The 17,626-nt window shown below is 45.5% G+C and carries 15 protein-coding genes; 11 read left to right on the plus strand and 4 right to left on the minus strand.

Annotated elements, in window-relative coordinates; translation table 11 throughout:
• Positions 1–5: 5 nt before the first annotated feature.
• Complete coding sequence (locus CI960_RS17420) at positions 6–1,865, plus strand: mechanosensitive ion channel family protein (RefSeq protein WP_005854246.1); 1,860 nt, start codon at positions 6–8, stop codon at positions 1,863–1,865.
• A gap of 100 nt (positions 1,866–1,965) precedes the next feature.
• Positions 1,966–2,574, plus strand: coding sequence for a hypothetical protein (locus tag CI960_RS17425; protein WP_005854244.1), 609 nt, complete (start codon positions 1,966–1,968; stop codon positions 2,572–2,574).
• 108 nt (positions 2,575–2,682) lie between these two features.
• Here CI960_RS17425 and CI960_RS17430 read toward each other — a convergent pair whose 3' ends face one another.
• Positions 2,683–3,900: an aminopeptidase C gene (locus CI960_RS17430; protein ID WP_005854242.1), complete on the minus strand. Its 1,218-nt coding sequence runs from the start codon at positions 3,898–3,900 to the stop codon at positions 2,683–2,685.
• A 154-nt stretch (positions 3,901–4,054) separates the two neighbouring features.
• Here CI960_RS17430 and proC point away from each other — a divergent pair, with 154 nt between their 5' ends.
• Entirely contained in the window at positions 4,055–4,858 is an 804-nt protein-coding gene (gene proC / locus CI960_RS17435; RefSeq protein WP_005854240.1) for a pyrroline-5-carboxylate reductase, read from the plus strand.
• Between the two features lie 62 nt (positions 4,859–4,920).
• Here proC and CI960_RS17440 read toward each other — a convergent pair whose 3' ends face one another.
• Together CI960_RS17440 and pruA are read right to left on the minus strand one after the other, a co-directional pair.
• The gene (locus tag CI960_RS17440; protein ID WP_036628609.1) at positions 4,921–6,108 is read right to left on the minus strand and encodes a proline dehydrogenase family protein; all 1,188 of its coding nucleotides are present in this window, start codon (positions 6,106–6,108) and stop codon (positions 4,921–4,923) included.
• 90 nt (positions 6,109–6,198) lie between these two features.
• Positions 6,199–7,830, minus strand: a complete 1,632-nt coding sequence (pruA, locus tag CI960_RS17445; RefSeq protein WP_005854238.1) for an L-glutamate gamma-semialdehyde dehydrogenase — start codon at positions 7,828–7,830, stop codon at positions 6,199–6,201.
• A 216-nt stretch (positions 7,831–8,046) separates the two neighbouring features.
• Here pruA and CI960_RS17450 point away from each other — a divergent pair, with 216 nt between their 5' ends.
• The 8 genes from CI960_RS17450 (at position 8,047) to CI960_RS17485 (ending at position 16,955) form a co-directional block, all read left to right on the plus strand.
• A complete protein-coding gene (locus CI960_RS17450) occupies positions 8,047–8,235 on the plus strand; it encodes a ferredoxin (RefSeq protein WP_005854237.1) in 189 nt (62 codons plus the stop codon).
• A gap of 153 nt (positions 8,236–8,388) precedes the next feature.
• Positions 8,389–9,042 (plus strand): DUF1349 domain-containing protein, encoded by a 654-nt coding sequence (locus tag CI960_RS17455; protein ID WP_005854236.1) that lies wholly within the window; start codon positions 8,389–8,391, stop codon positions 9,040–9,042.
• A 698-nt stretch (positions 9,043–9,740) separates the two neighbouring features.
• Positions 9,741–10,295, plus strand: a complete 555-nt coding sequence (locus CI960_RS17460) for a helix-turn-helix domain-containing protein (protein WP_005854235.1) — start codon at positions 9,741–9,743, stop codon at positions 10,293–10,295.
• Positions 10,296–10,389: 94 nt separating this feature from the next.
• Complete coding sequence (locus tag CI960_RS17465) at positions 10,390–12,045, plus strand: AMP-binding protein (protein WP_005854232.1); 1,656 nt, start codon at positions 10,390–10,392, stop codon at positions 12,043–12,045.
• 15 nt (positions 12,046–12,060) lie between these two features.
• Positions 12,061–13,134 (plus strand): glutamate 5-kinase, encoded by a 1,074-nt coding sequence (proB, locus tag CI960_RS17470; RefSeq protein ID WP_005854230.1) that lies wholly within the window; start codon positions 12,061–12,063, stop codon positions 13,132–13,134.
• 5 nt (positions 13,135–13,139) lie between these two features.
• Positions 13,140–14,387, plus strand: coding sequence for a glutamate-5-semialdehyde dehydrogenase (locus tag CI960_RS17475; protein WP_005854228.1), 1,248 nt, complete (start codon positions 13,140–13,142; stop codon positions 14,385–14,387).
• A 50-nt stretch (positions 14,388–14,437) separates the two neighbouring features.
• On the plus strand, positions 14,438–15,913 hold the full coding sequence (locus CI960_RS17480) for a HAMP domain-containing sensor histidine kinase (RefSeq protein ID WP_005854227.1): 1,476 nt from the start codon (positions 14,438–14,440) through the stop codon (positions 15,911–15,913).
• Between the two features lie 79 nt (positions 15,914–15,992).
• Positions 15,993–16,955, plus strand: a complete 963-nt coding sequence (locus CI960_RS17485) for an N-acetylornithine carbamoyltransferase (RefSeq protein WP_005854226.1) — start codon at positions 15,993–15,995, stop codon at positions 16,953–16,955.
• A 199-nt stretch (positions 16,956–17,154) separates the two neighbouring features.
• Here CI960_RS17485 and CI960_RS17490 read toward each other — a convergent pair whose 3' ends face one another.
• Positions 17,155–17,469 carry a DUF3467 domain-containing protein gene (locus CI960_RS17490; protein ID WP_005854225.1) on the minus strand — a complete coding sequence of 105 codons (315 nt, stop codon included), beginning with the start codon at positions 17,467–17,469 and terminating at the stop codon, positions 17,155–17,157.
• Between the last annotated feature and the right edge of the window lie 157 nt (positions 17,470–17,626).

The following is a 17,626-nucleotide window of genomic DNA, read 5'->3' on the forward strand; positions in this document are numbered from 1 at the left end:
ATTCGATGAAACAATTTTTATTGCGATTAGTGATCTTGGCAGGAATCAGTTTCCTGCCAACGGTGTCCAACGCCCAATTAAGGGAAAAGGCCGAAGAACTATTGTCTACGACATTAGGCAATGATCCGGAGGAACCAGTTACCCCAACCGATACGCTTTCGCTCGATGAGCAGCACCGGAAGGATTCCATCAAGATGCAGGAGCTAGCCCTCCAGTTGCAAGAGATGAAACTAAACGAGATCTTACTGAAAGACGAGCTGGAAAGCACGAAAAACAGCAACGCTACCGCCGACTCCCTAAAAAGGTCCGAGCAACGAAACCGTATCGATTCCCTTCGGGCACTGACTCCCGGCGTACCTGTAGTCGTGGAGGGGGATACCTTATTTCACCTTTACGCCAAGCGCGGAGGCCGCACCCCGGTTGACCGGGCTGAGGACATCCTCAATATCATGGTAAAGATCGGGACCTCGCATTCCTTGAAGAAGGATTCCATCTATATCTATGACAGCGAATACGTAACGGATATCATGTACGGAGACAAGGTTATCCTAAGTATCACCGATCAAGATGCCCTATGGCAAAATCTCAGTCGTATAGCCCTCGCTGAACAATATCAACCGATTATCCAAAACAAGATACAAGAGTTAAGGGAGCAACATAGTATCTTGCAGATAGCGAAACGGGTATTATTGTTCATCCTCGTAATTATCATCCAATATTTCCTGTTTAAGCTGACCAACTATCTGTTTAAGAAGCTACGCAGGAAAATTATCTGGTTAAAGCAGAACCGACTCAGATCTATTACCATCCGGGATTATGAATTTCTCAACACACATCGCCAAGGACGTGTATTGATGTTTTTCACCAACGTAATACGATGGATCGTGTTACTAATCCAATTAACCATCAGTGTACCGATCCTTTTCGCTATCTTCCCGCAAACAGAAGATCTAGCCTTGAAGATATTCTCCTATTTGTTGGAGCCGGTAAAGATGATCTTTAAATCGGTAGCCTCCTATATTCCGAACTTGTTTATCATCTTGGTGATCTATTACTGCATCAAATACATCGTAAAAGGAATCCAATACATAGCCAACGAGATAGAGAGCGAGAACCTGAAAATATCAGGTTTTTACCCGGATTGGGCGCAACCGACGTTTAATATCATCCGTTTCCTGCTATACGCCTTTATGATCGCCATGATCTATCCTTATCTGCCGGGATCGGACTCGGGGGTATTTCAAGGCATATCCGTATTTGTCGGTTTGATCATATCGTTGGGTTCCAGTACGGTGATCGGAAATATCATCGCAGGGCTGGTCATTACTTATATGAGGCCCTTTAAATTGGGTGACCGTATCCAACTAAACGAGACGACTGGCAACGTGATCGAGAAGACTCCGTTTGTAACCCGTTTACGTACCCCTAAGAATGAGGTAGTGACCATCCCGAACTCCTTTATCATGTCCTCCCATACAACAAATTATAGCGTATCCGCACGGCAATACGGATTAATCATCCACAGCACGGTTACGATCGGCTACGACGTACCTTGGCGGCAAGTTCATCAATTATTGATCAATGCCGCCCGCCAGACCACCGGGGTATTGCCAGAGCCGAAGCCTTTCGTATTGGAGACCGAACTAAGCGATTACTATCCCTGTTATCAAATCAACGCTTATATAAAGGACGCCGATAAACTCGGAGATATCTATTCCGACCTGCATCAAAACATACAGGACGTATTCAATGAGGCTGGCGTAGAGATCATGTCACCGCACTATTTCGCCGGACGAGACGGAAGCGCTTCCACGATCCCGACCGCTCCCTATCCGGATGACTGGGTAGAGCCTTCCAAGAAATAAATATTTCACGGTAAATAGTTAAAAATGATCCCTCACGAAACAAATCGTGGGGGATTTTATGTTATATGTCCAAACGTCACTAATAAAATAAATAATGGTAATGAAAAAGTATTTTATCGCAGTAGCGGCTATGGCATTTTTGGCCGCATGTAGCGGGAAGCAAGCCCAAAAGGATGTACCCGTAGAAGTAGAGGAAGAAGAATTCGCCATAATGTCGGCGGCTCCGGACGCTCCGTCTTTGCCACTGATCCATTCTGTTAAGGCGACCCAACCGGCAAAGCCCGTGAATATGAGGGATTCCTTGAAGGCTGATCCTAAAAAGGGACCGGTTATCCAAAAAAAGTATAAGGGAACCCTGACTTCTCCGGATAGCGTGAACGTAGATTATGACTTAACCTTGTATTATCAACAAGATAACGCAGACGAGGAAGGCGTATTCGAGTTGGATGCTCTTTATACCGTACCGGAAGCAGTAGCCTCAAGTACCGGAGCGGCGAAGAAAGCTCCTCAGAAAGCCATTACAACCGGTAAACAAAAAGTAAAGCACGGAACTCCCGATGACGCTAGCGCAGTAATCTACGAGTTGATTCCCAGTGATGGCGAACCCGTCATCTATTTCCTAGTAGAAGGGGATAACTTGACCTTGATGAACGACGCGTTGCAAAAAGCGGCGGCAGATCTTAACTACACGCTAAGACTTGTCCAATAAATTTATAGGCAGCACATCTTTGTATATATAGATCACCCCGATAGACTTACCGGATCGCCGGAAGCTATCGGGGTTTAGTTTTTATTTGAACCCTCCTTGGCAGATCGGTTATTTGATACCTAACTTGGCTTTGATCGCTTTAGGCAAGGCATCTTTATGAACCACGATATTCATGGTCTTATAACGGACAAACGCCTTGGAAGCATACCAAATACCGTTATACTTGCTGTTGGTTCCCCAAGAGTTCTTTACCATATAATACTCGTTCCCCTCTTGATCCTTGGCGATACCGTAGATCTGCATACCATGGTCGTCTGTCGTCTCGTAATTATCGTAAGCCAACTGACGCTCTGCTTGGGTACACCATTTCTGAGGTTGCGGTTTTGTGTTCAGCTTCTTTTCCTCCGGTTTCAATTTCAACCAATGAGCCATATCGGAACCGCTCAACTCCTGTACCTTCTCATCATCAGGCATAACGGCCACTCCGTCACGAGTAAAACCAGATTCGCTCACATCGGAACCCCAAGCGATCGTATAACCCGTATTAATCGCATTATCAAAGACCTCCATAAACTCATCCAGCGGCAAGTTATACGACATACCGTGACGCCAGTTATCCTGAATCTCTAGCGGGAACTGGGTATAGAACGGATGATGCGTATAAGAAGTCAATGAGACATAATCCGAAGCCTTCAAACCTGTAGACTCGAAGAAAGATTTCGGTGTATATTCCTTCCCTTTATACGTGAATTTCTCAGGAGGAACCCCCAAGTAGATCTGATGTACCGCAGCGACCGCCTTCTTCCATAACATGGCGTTATTCTCATCAGACTGCAATTTGCGTAACTTTCCCTTGGCGATAGCGGCCACCATAGCGTCCGTCAAGGCGGAAAGCTCGGTATGGTTACTCAACGTATCGGCATACATCATGCCCGGGCGCATCTCCTCTTCCGGAACCAAGCCGAATGTTTCCATTCCATAAAGCGCATCATAGAAAGATCCACCTTGCGAGAACGAAACATCCCCATGCGTACGCACAGCAGCGTCGGCACGATCCAGATAGGTGTTATATACCGTAAACATCTCGGATAAGTCATACTCGCCCTTTCCCATACGAAGCAACTCCGACTCCAAGAAAGAGTACGAGGAGTAGCACCAGCACGTACCCGCACGATTTTGGTTCTTAACAGATGTAATGGGGTTCTCTTTCACGGTCGTGAACACGAATCCCTCCTCACTCACCTTCTTCTCCGTGTCTTGCGCTTGGATCGTAGCGGACATAGTCAGAGCGAATAGCATGCTTGAAACTAGAATTGTCTTTTTCATGTAATTTTATATATTTATATTAGTATTAAGTCCGTATCGACCGCAAATGTAAGTTTTTTATCCGTAGCTAACTCTACAAAGTCGTACGTATTTGAGATATTTTATCTAAGTTTGCCTCTTCAGAAAACATAATATATAACTAATTATCTGCAAAATGAGAATATCTATTATCGGTTCGGGTAATATCGGTGGAGCGATCGCCCGAGGTTTAGCGAAAGGAACCATGTTCAAAGCCTCTGATATCACTTGTACCGCCCAATCGGACGAGACCTTGGAGAAGATGAGAAAGATCGATCCGGACTTTATCTTGACCCATGATAACGTGGAAGCGGCACGAAACGCTGATATCATCATCATCGCCGTTAAACCTTGGCGTGTAGAAATGATTATAGATGAGATTAAGTCGGTGCTCGACTTCGAGAAACAAATCATCGTATCCGTAGCGGCTGGCGTGACTTTCGACCTGTTGAATACTTATTTGACCAAGAATACAGACTTCGATTGTCTGGCTACTCCCACGATCTTCCGGATCATGCCCAACACGGCTATCGAGGTGATGAGCAGCATGACTTTCGTTTCCGCCCGCAACGCCTCCAAGGAGCAAACGGATCTAATCATCCATATCTTCAACGAGCTTGGCAACGCCATGTTGGTAGAAGAACGGTTGATGGGCGCAGGAACAGCATTGGCTTCCAGCGGCATCGCTTTCGCCTTGCGTTATATCCGCGCGGCGATAGAAGGCGGCGTGGAATTGGGTTTCTATCCGAAACAAGCGCAAGAGATCGTGGTGCATACCGTGAAAGGCGCCGTTGATTTATTGCTCGAGAACAAAAGTAACCCGGAGATGGAAATCGATAAGGTAACAACTCCGGGCGGAATCACGATCAAGGGTCTAAATGAGATGGAACTTTCCGGTTTTACCTCTTCCGTGATCCGGGGACTGAAGGCCAGTAAATAAAAATAGGCAGACAAAGTAGTTTGCCAGCACCAATACGCCCCGAAATATGCTGACAAACTACTTTACCTGCCCTCGGCAGGTTTATGTTCTTTCCGCCTAGTCATTTCCATCTCCAACATCCGGAGTTCCCGGCTGGTCTGCCCCGCGACAGAAGTATTCTCTTCCGCACGCCGGATCAAATACGGCAGTACATCCCTTACCGAGGCGTACGGTACGTATTTGGTTACGTTATATCCCGCATGGGCTAAATTGAAGGAAATATTATCGCTCATTCCCAATAGCTGCGCAAAGAAAACACGGGAGTCATCGCGGGCGATCCCCTTCTCGTCCATCAATTTCGCCAACTTATAATTACTCTCCTCATTATGAGTTCCCATAAACATCTCAAAACGATCTAAATGATCCATGGTGAAACGGACCGCCGCATCATAATTCTCGTCCGTGGCCTGCTTATCTTTACAAATCGGATCGGGATAATCCAACGCCGCCGCACGGGCACGCTCCGCTTCCATATAAGCCCCGCGCACGAATTTCACGCCCGCAATATAACCTTTCGCCACGGCATCATCGTAGATACGACGCAGATAAGGCATCCGGTCATGACGATACATTTGCAAGGTAGCGAATACGATCGCACGTTTCTTGTTGAACTTACGCATCGCCTCATCGGTCAACGCATCAATGGCATCTTGGAAACAATAATCCTCCGCATCCACTAAAATACGTACGTCGTTATCGTAAGCCCGTTGGCAAAGCGCCATAAAACGCTCGCGGAACTCGCGGAAATGCCGGACATCGTCTATCGTAAGCTCTTCCCGTTTCTCGGAAGCTTTGGCCAGTAACTCATCGGTCGTGATCGTGGATGGTTTGAATACGGCATAGGCCAGATTCGTATTTCCTTTCGCAAAATCTATCGAGCGCAAGGTTTCCTCGAAAGTCGCCTGTATGCCCTCCGGGGTCTGCTCGCTCTCCGCCGAATAATCGAGCGTCGATTTCACGTTGTATTTCATCAAGTGGTTGATGGCTGCGGAACAGTCTTGTAAAGTTTCTCCCCCAACGAACTGTTTATATAAGGTAGGCTTCACCGCCCAAGCCAGCGGGAAATGTATTTTCAAAACTATACTCGTGGCTACTTTAGCGCATTTTACCAACCAAGGATATTTTATCGTATTAAAAAGCCAGTAAGCATTTTGTAGTTCTCCCCGCGACTTCGACGAGAAAGCGATCTCGGTATTGTTAAAGTCTAACATATTGTATGTAGATAAAGGTAACGTCATAGCGTAGAGACGGGGCACGCCCCGTCTCCCCCACAATCAGTTGGTATTTCTTAATTATGACAATTATTTCTCACCTAAGAACGGATACCCGTAGCTCGTCGGAGGAACCAAACATTCCTTGATACAACGAGGATTCGTCCAACGAATCAAGTTCAGCGGGCCACCGGCCTTGTCATTCGTTCCGGACGCACGGGAACCGCCGAACGGTTGCTGGGCGATCACGGCGCCGGTCGGTTTATCATTGATATAGAAATTACCGGCCGAATAGCGCAAGGTATTGAATGCCTTATCGATCGCATAGCGATCACGGGCGAAAATAGAACCCGTCAATCCGTACGGAGAAGTACGATCACAAAGTTCCAAAGTCTCCTCATATTTAGCGTCGTCATATACGTAGATCGTAATCACCGGCCCGAAGATTTCCTCTACCATGCTCTTGAACATCGGGTCCGTGGTCTGGATAACCGTTGGCTCCACGAAATAACCTACAGATTTGTCCCCGTTACCACCAAAAAGAACCTCTGCGTCCGGAGACTGTTTCGCATAATCGATATAACTCATGATGTTATCGAACGAAGCCTCATCGATCACGGCATTGACAAAGTTCGTGAAATCCTGCACGTCACCCATCTTGATCTCTTTCAGCATATCGCCCACGTAATCTTTCACCTCTTTCCAGAGAGAAGCCGGGATATAGGCCCGGGAACCCGCCGAGCACTTCTGCCCCTGATACTCGAACGCGCCGCGTACGATAGCGGTAGCCACATCCAACGCCGGAGCGGAAGGATGAGCGAAGATAAAGTTCTTGCCACCTGTCTCGCCTACGATCTTCGGATAAGATTTATAATGCCCCAAGTTCTCTCCGATCTGACGCCACAAGGTATTGAACGTAGAGGTAGAGCCCGTAAAATGGAATCCCGCCAAATCACGGCTACCCGTAATCACCTTACCGATCACGCTACCCTGTCCCGGGATGAAATTCACTACGCCATCGGGCAAGCCGGCCTCTTGGAAAACCTTCATCAAGAAATAGTTCGAATGGATCGCCGTAGTAGACGGTTTCCATACCGCCACGTTACCCATCATAGCCGGAGCCATATTCAGGTTGGAAGCGATCGACGTAAAATTAAACGGCGTGAGCGAGAACACGAAACCTTCCAAGGCTCGGTATTCCATACGATTCAATATACCCGTCTCGGAATAGGGTTGATCGGCATATACTTGACTAGCGTAGAAGGTACTGAAACGCAAGAAATCGATCAATTCGCAGGGAGCGTCGATCTCCGCTTGGAACGGATTCTTGCTCTGTCCCAACATAACCGAAGCGTTCAGGATATAACGATATTTCGTAGCCAACAACTCAGCTACACGAAGCATAATAGACGCACGTTCCACCCATGGAAGTTCTGACCATTCCTTATGCGCTTTCATGGCGGCGTCGATAGCCATTTGTACTTCTTTCTCGCCCGCCTTATGATAAGTAGCCAATACATGATGATGATCATGAGGCATAACGACCTTACCGGTATTACCCGTACGGATCTCTTTTCCGCCAATTACCAGAGGTATATCCCATTCCTCGGAACTTATCTGCGCCAACGCTTTCTTTAAGGATGCTTTTTCACTTGATCCGGGAGCATACGCTTTTACCGGCTCATTAATGGGTTTAGGAAATCTAAAAATAGCATTATCCATAATACTTCAGATTTTTTAAATGGTTATTCAATGAAACTTTCTGCTGTAAACGTAGCAAATTTATTTTAAAACAGTGGCGTGTAAACGTTAATATATATCAACCAAAGATAAGCTCATTTCACGGTCTATACAATGATCTAAAAGACCTCTCCCGAAAACAATCCGCGAAAGTTGTTTGTTACATTAACATATTAATCATCTTAAAGGAATAAAATTATGGCAATTAAAAGAGTTTGGATTGAAGAGGATTGCATCGCTTGCGGTACATGCGAGGGCATTTGCCCGGAAGTATTCACTGTTACAGATCGTTCACGTGTAAACGAAGGAGTTAATTTCGATGATTTCGAGGCGGGTATTAAAGAGGCTGCCGAAAGCTGCCCGGTCGAGGTTATCAAATACGAATAGACGAAAACACATTAACCCTTACTTTTCCTTCCTAGATAAAATCACAGAATCATTGCGCGATCTATAATAACACGTTACCTTTGCGGAGGTAAGGTTAATAACATTAACTTCTTACGGGAATAGAAAGAATCAAAATAAGAAATAAGAAGTAAAATGAGAAAATTAGTATTACTGAGTTTTGTTATTGTCGCCTCTTTGCAATTTTGCGGGGCGCAATCATTAGATAAGATGCAATGGTTCAACGAGCCGGAGCAATGGGAGATTAAAGACAAGTCACTTTCCATGCAGGTCACTCCCCAAAGTGACTATTGGAGGATTTCCCATTACGGGTTTACGGTAGATGACGCTCCTTTTTATTATGCGACTTATGGGGGTGAATTCGAAGTGAAAGTCAAGATAACCGGCGATTACAAGCAGCGTTTTGACCAAGCCGGCCTGATGCTTCGCATCAATCATGAAAATTATATAAAAGCCGGTATAGAGTTCGTGGATGGTAAATACAACCTAAGCGCGGTCGTTACGCATAAGACCTCCGACTGGAGCGTTATCACCTTAGACAAAGCGATCCCTTATGTATGGATAAAAGCTGTCCGGAGATTGGACGCCGTGGAGATCTTCTACTCATTCGATGATAAGGAATACACCCTTATGCGTAACGCTTGGCTACAAGACAATATCCCCGTACAAGTCGGGTTTATGGCCGCTTGTCCCGACGGGAAAGGATTTAATGTGACATTCGAGCATTTCAAGGTAAAACACCTCCCGGATCAGCGCCGGTTAGAATGGCTAAAGAAAAATGCCGAATAGCTTATAATTGCCGGACATATCATGTATGCCCTTATCAAGGATCATGAGGTGAAGGAGATTATATTGATGAGGTAATCCTATCTATTTGCTTAAATTAATGGAATAATTCTGACACATCTCTTTTTAAAAAGGGCTCAATCAGATACTAGAAGATGGTAAAAAGCACGTTTGAAGGCCATTTTCCACTCAAAAAGCCTTGCTTTTTCACACGGATACCGGCGTAAAGTGATGCGACTAGCGGCGTTATCCCATACAATAGGAGACGTAAAGCGATACATTTAGTCTCATGAAGCGATATAACCGTATGTAAATACGCTCCGATCCGGATAAAAACAAGGCTTGCGCTCTAATAAATATGAACTAGGATGAATTCCTTCAGCTAGAATAAACACCCTTTTTTCGATAACAATCAAGGGAACAAGTAGTTGCTGTTATTTTTTCCCGTTTTTAGCAACAAGGTGTACCTCCGTCCGGAATATGCGACTCTCCGGCACTTGAGTTTACAAAATGTCAAAATGATAATCGCCCATATATATAAATCACCATTCTCCATCCGGAAGCAAATGAAGCGCCTATTCATTATAATCCTCAACCATCCTATCCATACCTGTTAATTAGAAAAGAAAACAAGGGCTTTCACCTTCTTTTTGCTTTTTATTCCTATCTTTGGAGCGACATAATACAATAACTTCAGCAAAATGAACGAACAGATACAACAAATCGCAGAGCGTCTGGCCGGATTACGGGACGCACTGGAGATTACGCCGGAAGAAATGGCAAAGGTCTGCAACCTCACGACTGAGCAATATTTGCTGCTGGAAAGCGGCACGGTTGATATTTCCGTTAGCGTATTGCACCAGATCTCACAGGCTTATGGCGTAGAATTAACCACGTTGATGTTTGGCGACGAGCCTAAAATGAGTACGTACTTTATTACTCGTAACGGAAAAGGTGTTGCCGTAGAGCGTACGAAAGCCTATAAGTACCAATCATTGGCCGCCGGTTTCGTCGGACGTAAAGCGGACCCCTTCTTGGTAACCGTACATCCCAAACCAGAGGATGAGCCGATGTATCTCAATTCCCATCCGGGGCAAGAATACAATATGGTATTAAAAGGACGTCTGTTACTACAGATCAACAATAAAGATCTTATCTTAGAAGAAGGTGATAGTATTTATTTTAACTCAGAGCTTCCTCACGGTATGAAAGCGCTGGATGGGGAAAAGGTCAGTTTCTTGGCCGTCATATTATGATTTATGAATTTTGATTTATGATTTATGATTTATGGAGCCTCTTGCATCGACATCCATAAATCACAAATCATAGATCATAAATCAAAAACAGTTTATGTTAGAAAGATTTATAGATAAAACGACGTTTGAGTCGCAAGAGGATTTTATTAAAAACTTCAAGATCAAGGTTCCGGAGAACTTCAACTTCGGATATGATGTGGTAGACGCTTGGGCGGAGGAAGAGCCGGATAAGAAAGCGTTATGTTGGACAAACGATCATGGAGAGCATATTGATTTTACGTTTGCCGACTTGAAACGGTATACGGACCAGACGGCTTCTTATTTCCAATCCTTGGGGATCGGACATGGCGATATGGTGATGCTGATACTCAAACGTCGTTATGAGTTCTGGTTCTCTATCATCGCATTGCATAAATTAGGGGCTGTCGTGATACCGGCTACACACTTACTGACCAAGAAAGATATCGTTTATCGTGCGAATGCCGCCGATATCAAGATGATCGTTTGCGCCGGAGAGGAAGTGATAACGAAACATATCATAGAGGCTTTGCCGGACTCACCGACCGTAAAAAGTGTTGTATCCGTAGGGCCGGAAATACCGGAAGGTTTCGAGGATTTCCAACAGGGTATCCAAAACGCCGCTCCTTTCGTCCGCCCGTCTCACCCAAATAGCAATGACGATATCTCTTTGATGTATTTCACCTCCGGTACGACTGGAAACCCGAAAATGGTGGCCCACGACTTTACGTATCCGCTGGGGCATATCGTGACCGGTAGTTTCTGGCACAACTTGCATAAGGACAGCCTTCACCTGACGATCGCGGATACGGGCTGGGGCAAGGCAGTTTGGGGTAAGCTATATGGGCAATGGATCGCCGGAGCGACCGTATTTGTTTACGACCACGAGAAATTCACGCCTGCTGATATGTTGCAGATGATACAGGATTACCGGATCACCTCGCTTTGCGCTCCTCCTACGATCTTCCGTTTCTTAATTCGTGAGGATATGACTAAATACGATTTATCATCTTTACAATATTGTACGATCGCCGGCGAGGCCTTGAACCCCGCCGTGTTCGACACGTTCTATAAGTTGACCGGCATTAAATTGATGGAAGGCTTCGGCCAGACAGAGACTACGCTGACAGTCGCCACTTTCCCGTGGATGGAGCCGAAACCGGGCTCTATGGGTGTTCCCAACCCGCAGTACGATGTCGATTTATTGCGTCCGGACGGAAGCCGTGCGGAGGATGGCGAGCAAGGACAGATCGTGATCCACACAACAAATGGCAAGCCTATCGGGTTATTCAAGGAATATTACCGGGACGCAGAACGTACCCGGGAAGCTTGGCACGATGGCCTGTATTACACGGGAGACGTGGCTTGGCGTGACGAGGATGGTTACTTATGGTTCGTTGGCCGCGCGGACGACGTGATCAAGAGTTCAGGCTATCGTATCGGGCCGTTCGAGGTGGAAAGTGCCTTGATGACTCACCCTGCGGTAGTGGAATGTGCTATCACCGGTGTCCCCGACGAGATCCGCGGACAGGTAGTAAAGGCCACGATCGTATTGGCGAAGGATTATAAGGATAAAGCGGGTGATGCCTTGGTCAAAGAATTGCAAAATCACGTGAAACGTGTCACCGCTCCTTACAAATATCCCCGTGTTGTCGAATTCGTGGACGAACTGCCGAAAACAATCAGCGGAAAGATCCGACGGGTAGAGATCCGGGATAAAGATAATAAATAATAAATCATAACTTTCTTGAAAAGGATCGCTGTAAAAATAGGAAGCAATGTCCTGACCCGCAAGGATGGGACGCTAGATATCACCCGCATGTCCGCGTTGGTTGACCAAGTAGCGGACTTGCACCGGCAAGGTATGGAGATCGTCTTGATCTCCTCCGGTGCCGTGGCTTCTGGACGAAGCGAGATAAAGGCCGGCAAAAAGCTGGATCCCGTATCAGCCCGGCAACTGTATTCGGCGGTAGGACAGGCCAAGTTGATCAACCGGTATTACGAGTTATTCCGGGAGCATGGCATGACTTGCGGGCAAGTGCTTACTACAAAAGAGAATTTCGGGAGTCGTACGCATTACCTGAACCAGAAGCATTGCATGGAGGTAATGCTTGAAAACAAGGTGATCCCCATCGTAAATGAGAATGATACGATATCCGTAACCGAGTTGATGTTCACGGATAATGATGAGTTATCCGGCTTGATCGCTACGATGATGGGAATGGATGCCTTGGTGATTCTCAGTAATATAGACGGGATTTACAATGGAAATCCGTCGGACCCGGATAGTTCCGTGATCCGGGAAATCGAATGTGGGAAAACAGATTTGTCGGAATATGTACAGACTAGCAAATCATCCTTTGGACGGGGAGGTATGTTGACGAAATGTCATATCGCCCAAAAAGTGGCGGACGAAGGTATTGCGGTTATCATCGCCAACGGCAAAAAGGATAATATCCTTCCGATGTTATTGGCGGTGGATAGCGACACGGTCTGCACCCGTTTCATTCCGGCCTCGAAACCCGTCAGCAGCGTAAAGAAATGGATCGCCCACTCCGAGGGTTTCGCCAAAGGGGAAATACATATCAATAAAGGAGCCGAGGAGGCATTGACCGCCCCGAAAGCGACTAGCGTATTATTGGTTGGAGTAACCCGCATCGAGGGTGATTTCGAAAAAGATGATATCGTAAAGATAATGAATGAGGAAGGCGTGCAAATCGGCGTAGGCTGTACCGCCTATGACAGCGAGGAAGCACGTAAGCAAATAGGGCAACGGGATTTAAAACCGCTTATACATTATGATTATCTATATCTGGATTAAAAAGTATGAATGTAAAAGATATGCTGCGACAGGCATCGGATGCGGCTAAACAATTGATAACGCTATCGGATCAAACGATTATCGGGATCTTAAAGGAGACAGCGCAGGTTCTACGGACTCATACGGAGGAGGTACTCGCCGCGAATCGCCAAGATCTGGAACGTATGGACCCAGCGAACCCGAAATACGACCGGCTGAAATTAACAGAGGAAAGGCTACAAGGTATCGCCGCCGATATGGAGAATGTATCGACATTACCTTCTCCATTAAATAAGGTCTTGAGTGAGACTATCCGCCCGAACGGAATGGTTATCCGAAAAGTAACCGTGCCTTTCGGGGTGATCGGCGTGATCTATGAGGCTCGTCCGAATGTTACCTTCGATGTTTTTTCCTTATGTTTCCGAAGCGGTAATGTTTGCGTACTAAAGGGTGGATCGGATGCGGACTTCTCTAACCGAGCCTTGGTACGCATCATCCATTCTGTATTGGAGCGTCAGGGTATAAATCCGGCTGTATGCACTTTACTACCTCCGGATCGAGAGGCTACGGCGGAATTACTGGGAGCGGTCGGCTTGGTTGACTTAATCATTCCTCGTGGAAGCAGTTCCTTGATTCACTTTGTCCGGGAACATGCGAAAGTTCCGGTGATCGAGACTGGCGCTGGTATCTGTCATACCTATTTTGATCGCTCCGGAGATAAAGGCAAGGGACGTGAGATCGTAAATAACGCAAAGACACGGAGGGTCAGCGTATGTAATGCCTTGGATTGCTTAATCATCCACCGAGAACGTCTATCTGATCTTCCGTATATCTGTGAAAAGCTTCCGGACAGCAACGTAATCATTTATGCGGACGAACCGGCTTATGCCGCTCTATCCGAACATTATCCGGAGACGCTTTTACAACAGGCTAACGAAAACAGTTTCGGTACCGAGTTCCTCGATTACAAAATGAGTATCCGTACCGTATCCTCTTTAGACGAGGTTCTATCACATATCGCCCGCTACAGTTCAAAACATAGCGAAAGCATAATCAGCGAAGATCCGGAAACTATCCGGCGCTTCCAGCAATTGGTAGATGCCGCTTGCGTATACGCAAATGTATCTACCGCCTTTACTGATGGGGCCCAATTCGGATTCGGGGCGGAGATCGGAATCAGTACCCAAAAGCTACATGCCCGGGGACCGATGGCGCTTCCTGAATTAACGACTTATAAATACATCATAGAAGGAGACGGGCAGACGAGAATATAGGAACTCGCCTGTCTCTTTCTTCTTGAACAACACTTAAATCTAAACGAATAATGTCAACAGTAATAGATTCAAATATTTTCAACACTTTAGTTTCAAATACATTCTATTCCTGTCCTTTAGGAGGGGCTATCTATGATACGGAAGGAAATCTGATAGACTTGAATAAGGCGATGTTCGCTCATTTTTCCTTGGCGGATAAGCATGACTTTATTATAGAACATCTATTTAATAACATCGTACTAACCGATTCCTTGAAGTCATCTTTAAGAAAAGGTGACGCAATTATATGCGAAGAGCCCGTCACGTTTAAAGTAGAACCCATCTATACCGATGAACAGGGGCTTAGCGGGTATACGCTTTGGCTTACGCAGCAGGGAGAAAAAGAAACTGACAGGGAAAATAAACTATTGATGGGACAATTGAACGAGAGCCGGATATTGATGCGGCAAGCGTTGGAAGACGGTAAATTAGCCGCTTACTCATTCAGCTTCGACCGTTTCTCCACTTGCGACAAAAAGCATTGTAACCGCTGTTTTCAATTCTACGGCACGACCAATACTCTATTAGATAAAAACAGGTTTATATGCAGGGCTTTATCATCCGTACGTAAGCCCGAGGATAGTTTGGATTTCTTCTATCTGTTCAATAAAATCCGGGACGAGAAATTATCGTCTCACAACGTCACCTTCCACCTGAGGAATCAAGACGGGACTTATAAGATGTATGAAATATCGGGTAAAAGCATGGATATTGATGAAAGCGGCACCCCACATGTCATTATAGGTAGCATTATCGAAAAGGAAAACGACGAGCTAGCTATCGCGGATCATCAGAAATCCAAGGATCTTTCCCTATTGAAATCTACGTTTCTGGCAAATATGACGCACGAGATCCGGACTCCGCTAAATGCCATCGTCGGCTTCTCCGATATGTTAGGACTGGAAGATGATCCGGAAATGCGTGAACAGTATATTTCCATGATTAAAGAAAATAACACGGCTTTGCTCGAATTAATCAATGACACACTCGAGATGTCCAGAATCGAGTCCAATACGATCAATTGGTCATATGAGGATGTAAATCCGCTCGCTATCATGCACGATGTATACGAATACGCCTCTCCCCGCATATCCGAAAACGTACGGTTAATCTTGGATGATTCTCCAAACGTATCTCTTCACACGGATAAACATAAGCTTATGCTTATCTTGAAAAAACTACTTTCTAACGCCCTCCGATATACGGAGAAAGGAGAAATTCATTTCGGATACCAATCGTTGTATCCGGTCAGCGTGCAATTTTACGTGTCCGATACAGGCAACGGCATCCCGAAGGACAAACTAGGGCACATCTTCGAGCGATTCCTGCAATTGAACGAATTTGAACCGGGTACCGGATTGGGACTTTCAATCTGTAAAGGTCTGGTTACCGCCATGGGAGGTACCATTTGGGTGAACTCGGAGGAAGGGAAAGGTTCTACCTTCAGTTTCAAACTACCCATAACACCTCCGGATACGATCTCTTAAACAATTCCTTGGTCTTTCTAAAGGATAATTGACAAGTAGTCATTATCTTTGCCTTTAACAAAATATTATTGTAACAGATATGAGACATTTCACTTGCGTACAGGATTTAGGTGACTTGAAACAAGCGCTTAATGAAGCTTTCGAGATCAAGAAAGATCGTTTCCAGTTTAGTGAACTGGGAAAAAACAAGACGTTGTTGATGATATTTTTCAACTCAAGCCTACGTACCCGCTTAAGCACCCAAAAGGCTGCCATGAACTTAGGTATGAACACGATCGTTTTGGACGTTAACCAAGGTGCATGGAAGCTGGAAACAGAGCGAGGTGTTATCATGGATGGTGATAAACCGGAGCATTTGCTGGAAGCTGTTCCTGTAATGGGCTGTTACTGCGATGTGATCGGGGTCCGTTCTTTCGCACGCTTTGAGAATAAAGAAGATGATTATAACGAAAAGATATTGAGTCAGTTCATCGAGCATTCCGGCCGGCCGGTATTTAGCATGGAAGCGGCGACACGCCATCCGTTGCAAAGTTTCGCCGACTTGATCACGATAGAGGAATATAAGAAAACAGCTCGTCCGAAGGTAGTCATGACTTGGGCTCCTCATCCGAAATCATTGCCGCAAGCCGTTCCAAACAGCTTTGCCGAATGGATGAACGCTACAGATTATGAGTTTGTTATCACTCATCCGGAAGGTTATGAGCTTGATCCTAGATTCGTAGGCAACGCTAAAGTGGAATACGATCAGAAGAAGGCTTTTGAAGGAGCGGATTTCATTTACGCAAAGAACTGGTCCGCTTATAAAGATCCGAATTACGGACAAGTAATCAGCACTGATCGTAGCTGGACCGTAGACGCAGAGAAAATGGCGCTTACGAATAACGCTTATTTCATGCATTGCTTGCCGGTTCGCCGCAATATGATCGTTTCCGATGATGTGATAGAGAGCCCGCAAAGTATCGTAATCCCCGAGGCGGCAAACCGTGAGATCTCCGCACAAACCGTATTGAAAAAAATATTGATGGGATTATCTAATCTTTAGGATAGAGAGATAGTGTATTCTTTACGATGGGCATTCTTAGGTGTTTATAACAGGCATTCTTAACACCTTAGAATGCCCATTGTAAGCATCTAAGAATAGGCATCAAGGTTTTTCAATGTAAACGAGCCATCCCAACAATAAAAGAGTACTCCCCTACTCTTGTAGAAAAGTACTCTTTCTATGGCTGAAAACAAATCTATTAAGCCTCTCCTGTCGGACCTGCGAAGTCCTCAAAATTAGCTGTTTTGTTATTATTATTTCCTGCTTGAAGTTGCTCCCCAAATTTCTTGATATTGTCTTGCAAAGCGAATAACAAACGTTGAGCGTTATCCGGAGTTAAGATTACGCGGCTTTTTACTTGTGCCTTAGGAGCTCCCGGAACCACCCGGATGAAATCTAGGATAAATTCAGAGCTTGAATGAGATATAATAGCCAAATTGGCGTAAGTTCCTTGTGCCATCTCTTCAGATAACTCGATCTGAATCTCGTTATTGGCAGGTTTGTTGTTTTCCATACTTTCTTCTTTTAAATTTATGGTGATTAAAAATTGCGAAGACAAATATACATATTTATTCCGGGTTACAAAGGGGTTGAAGACTATAAATGCAAAAACGACTACCTTCTCAGGCAGTCGTTTTCTAGTTGTGTTTTTAATTCTCAATTCTTTAGAC

It is taken from the genome of Parabacteroides sp. CT06 (assembly GCF_002257605.1).
GTDB classification, from domain to species: Bacteria; Bacteroidota; Bacteroidia; order Bacteroidales; family Tannerellaceae; genus Parabacteroides; species Parabacteroides distasonis.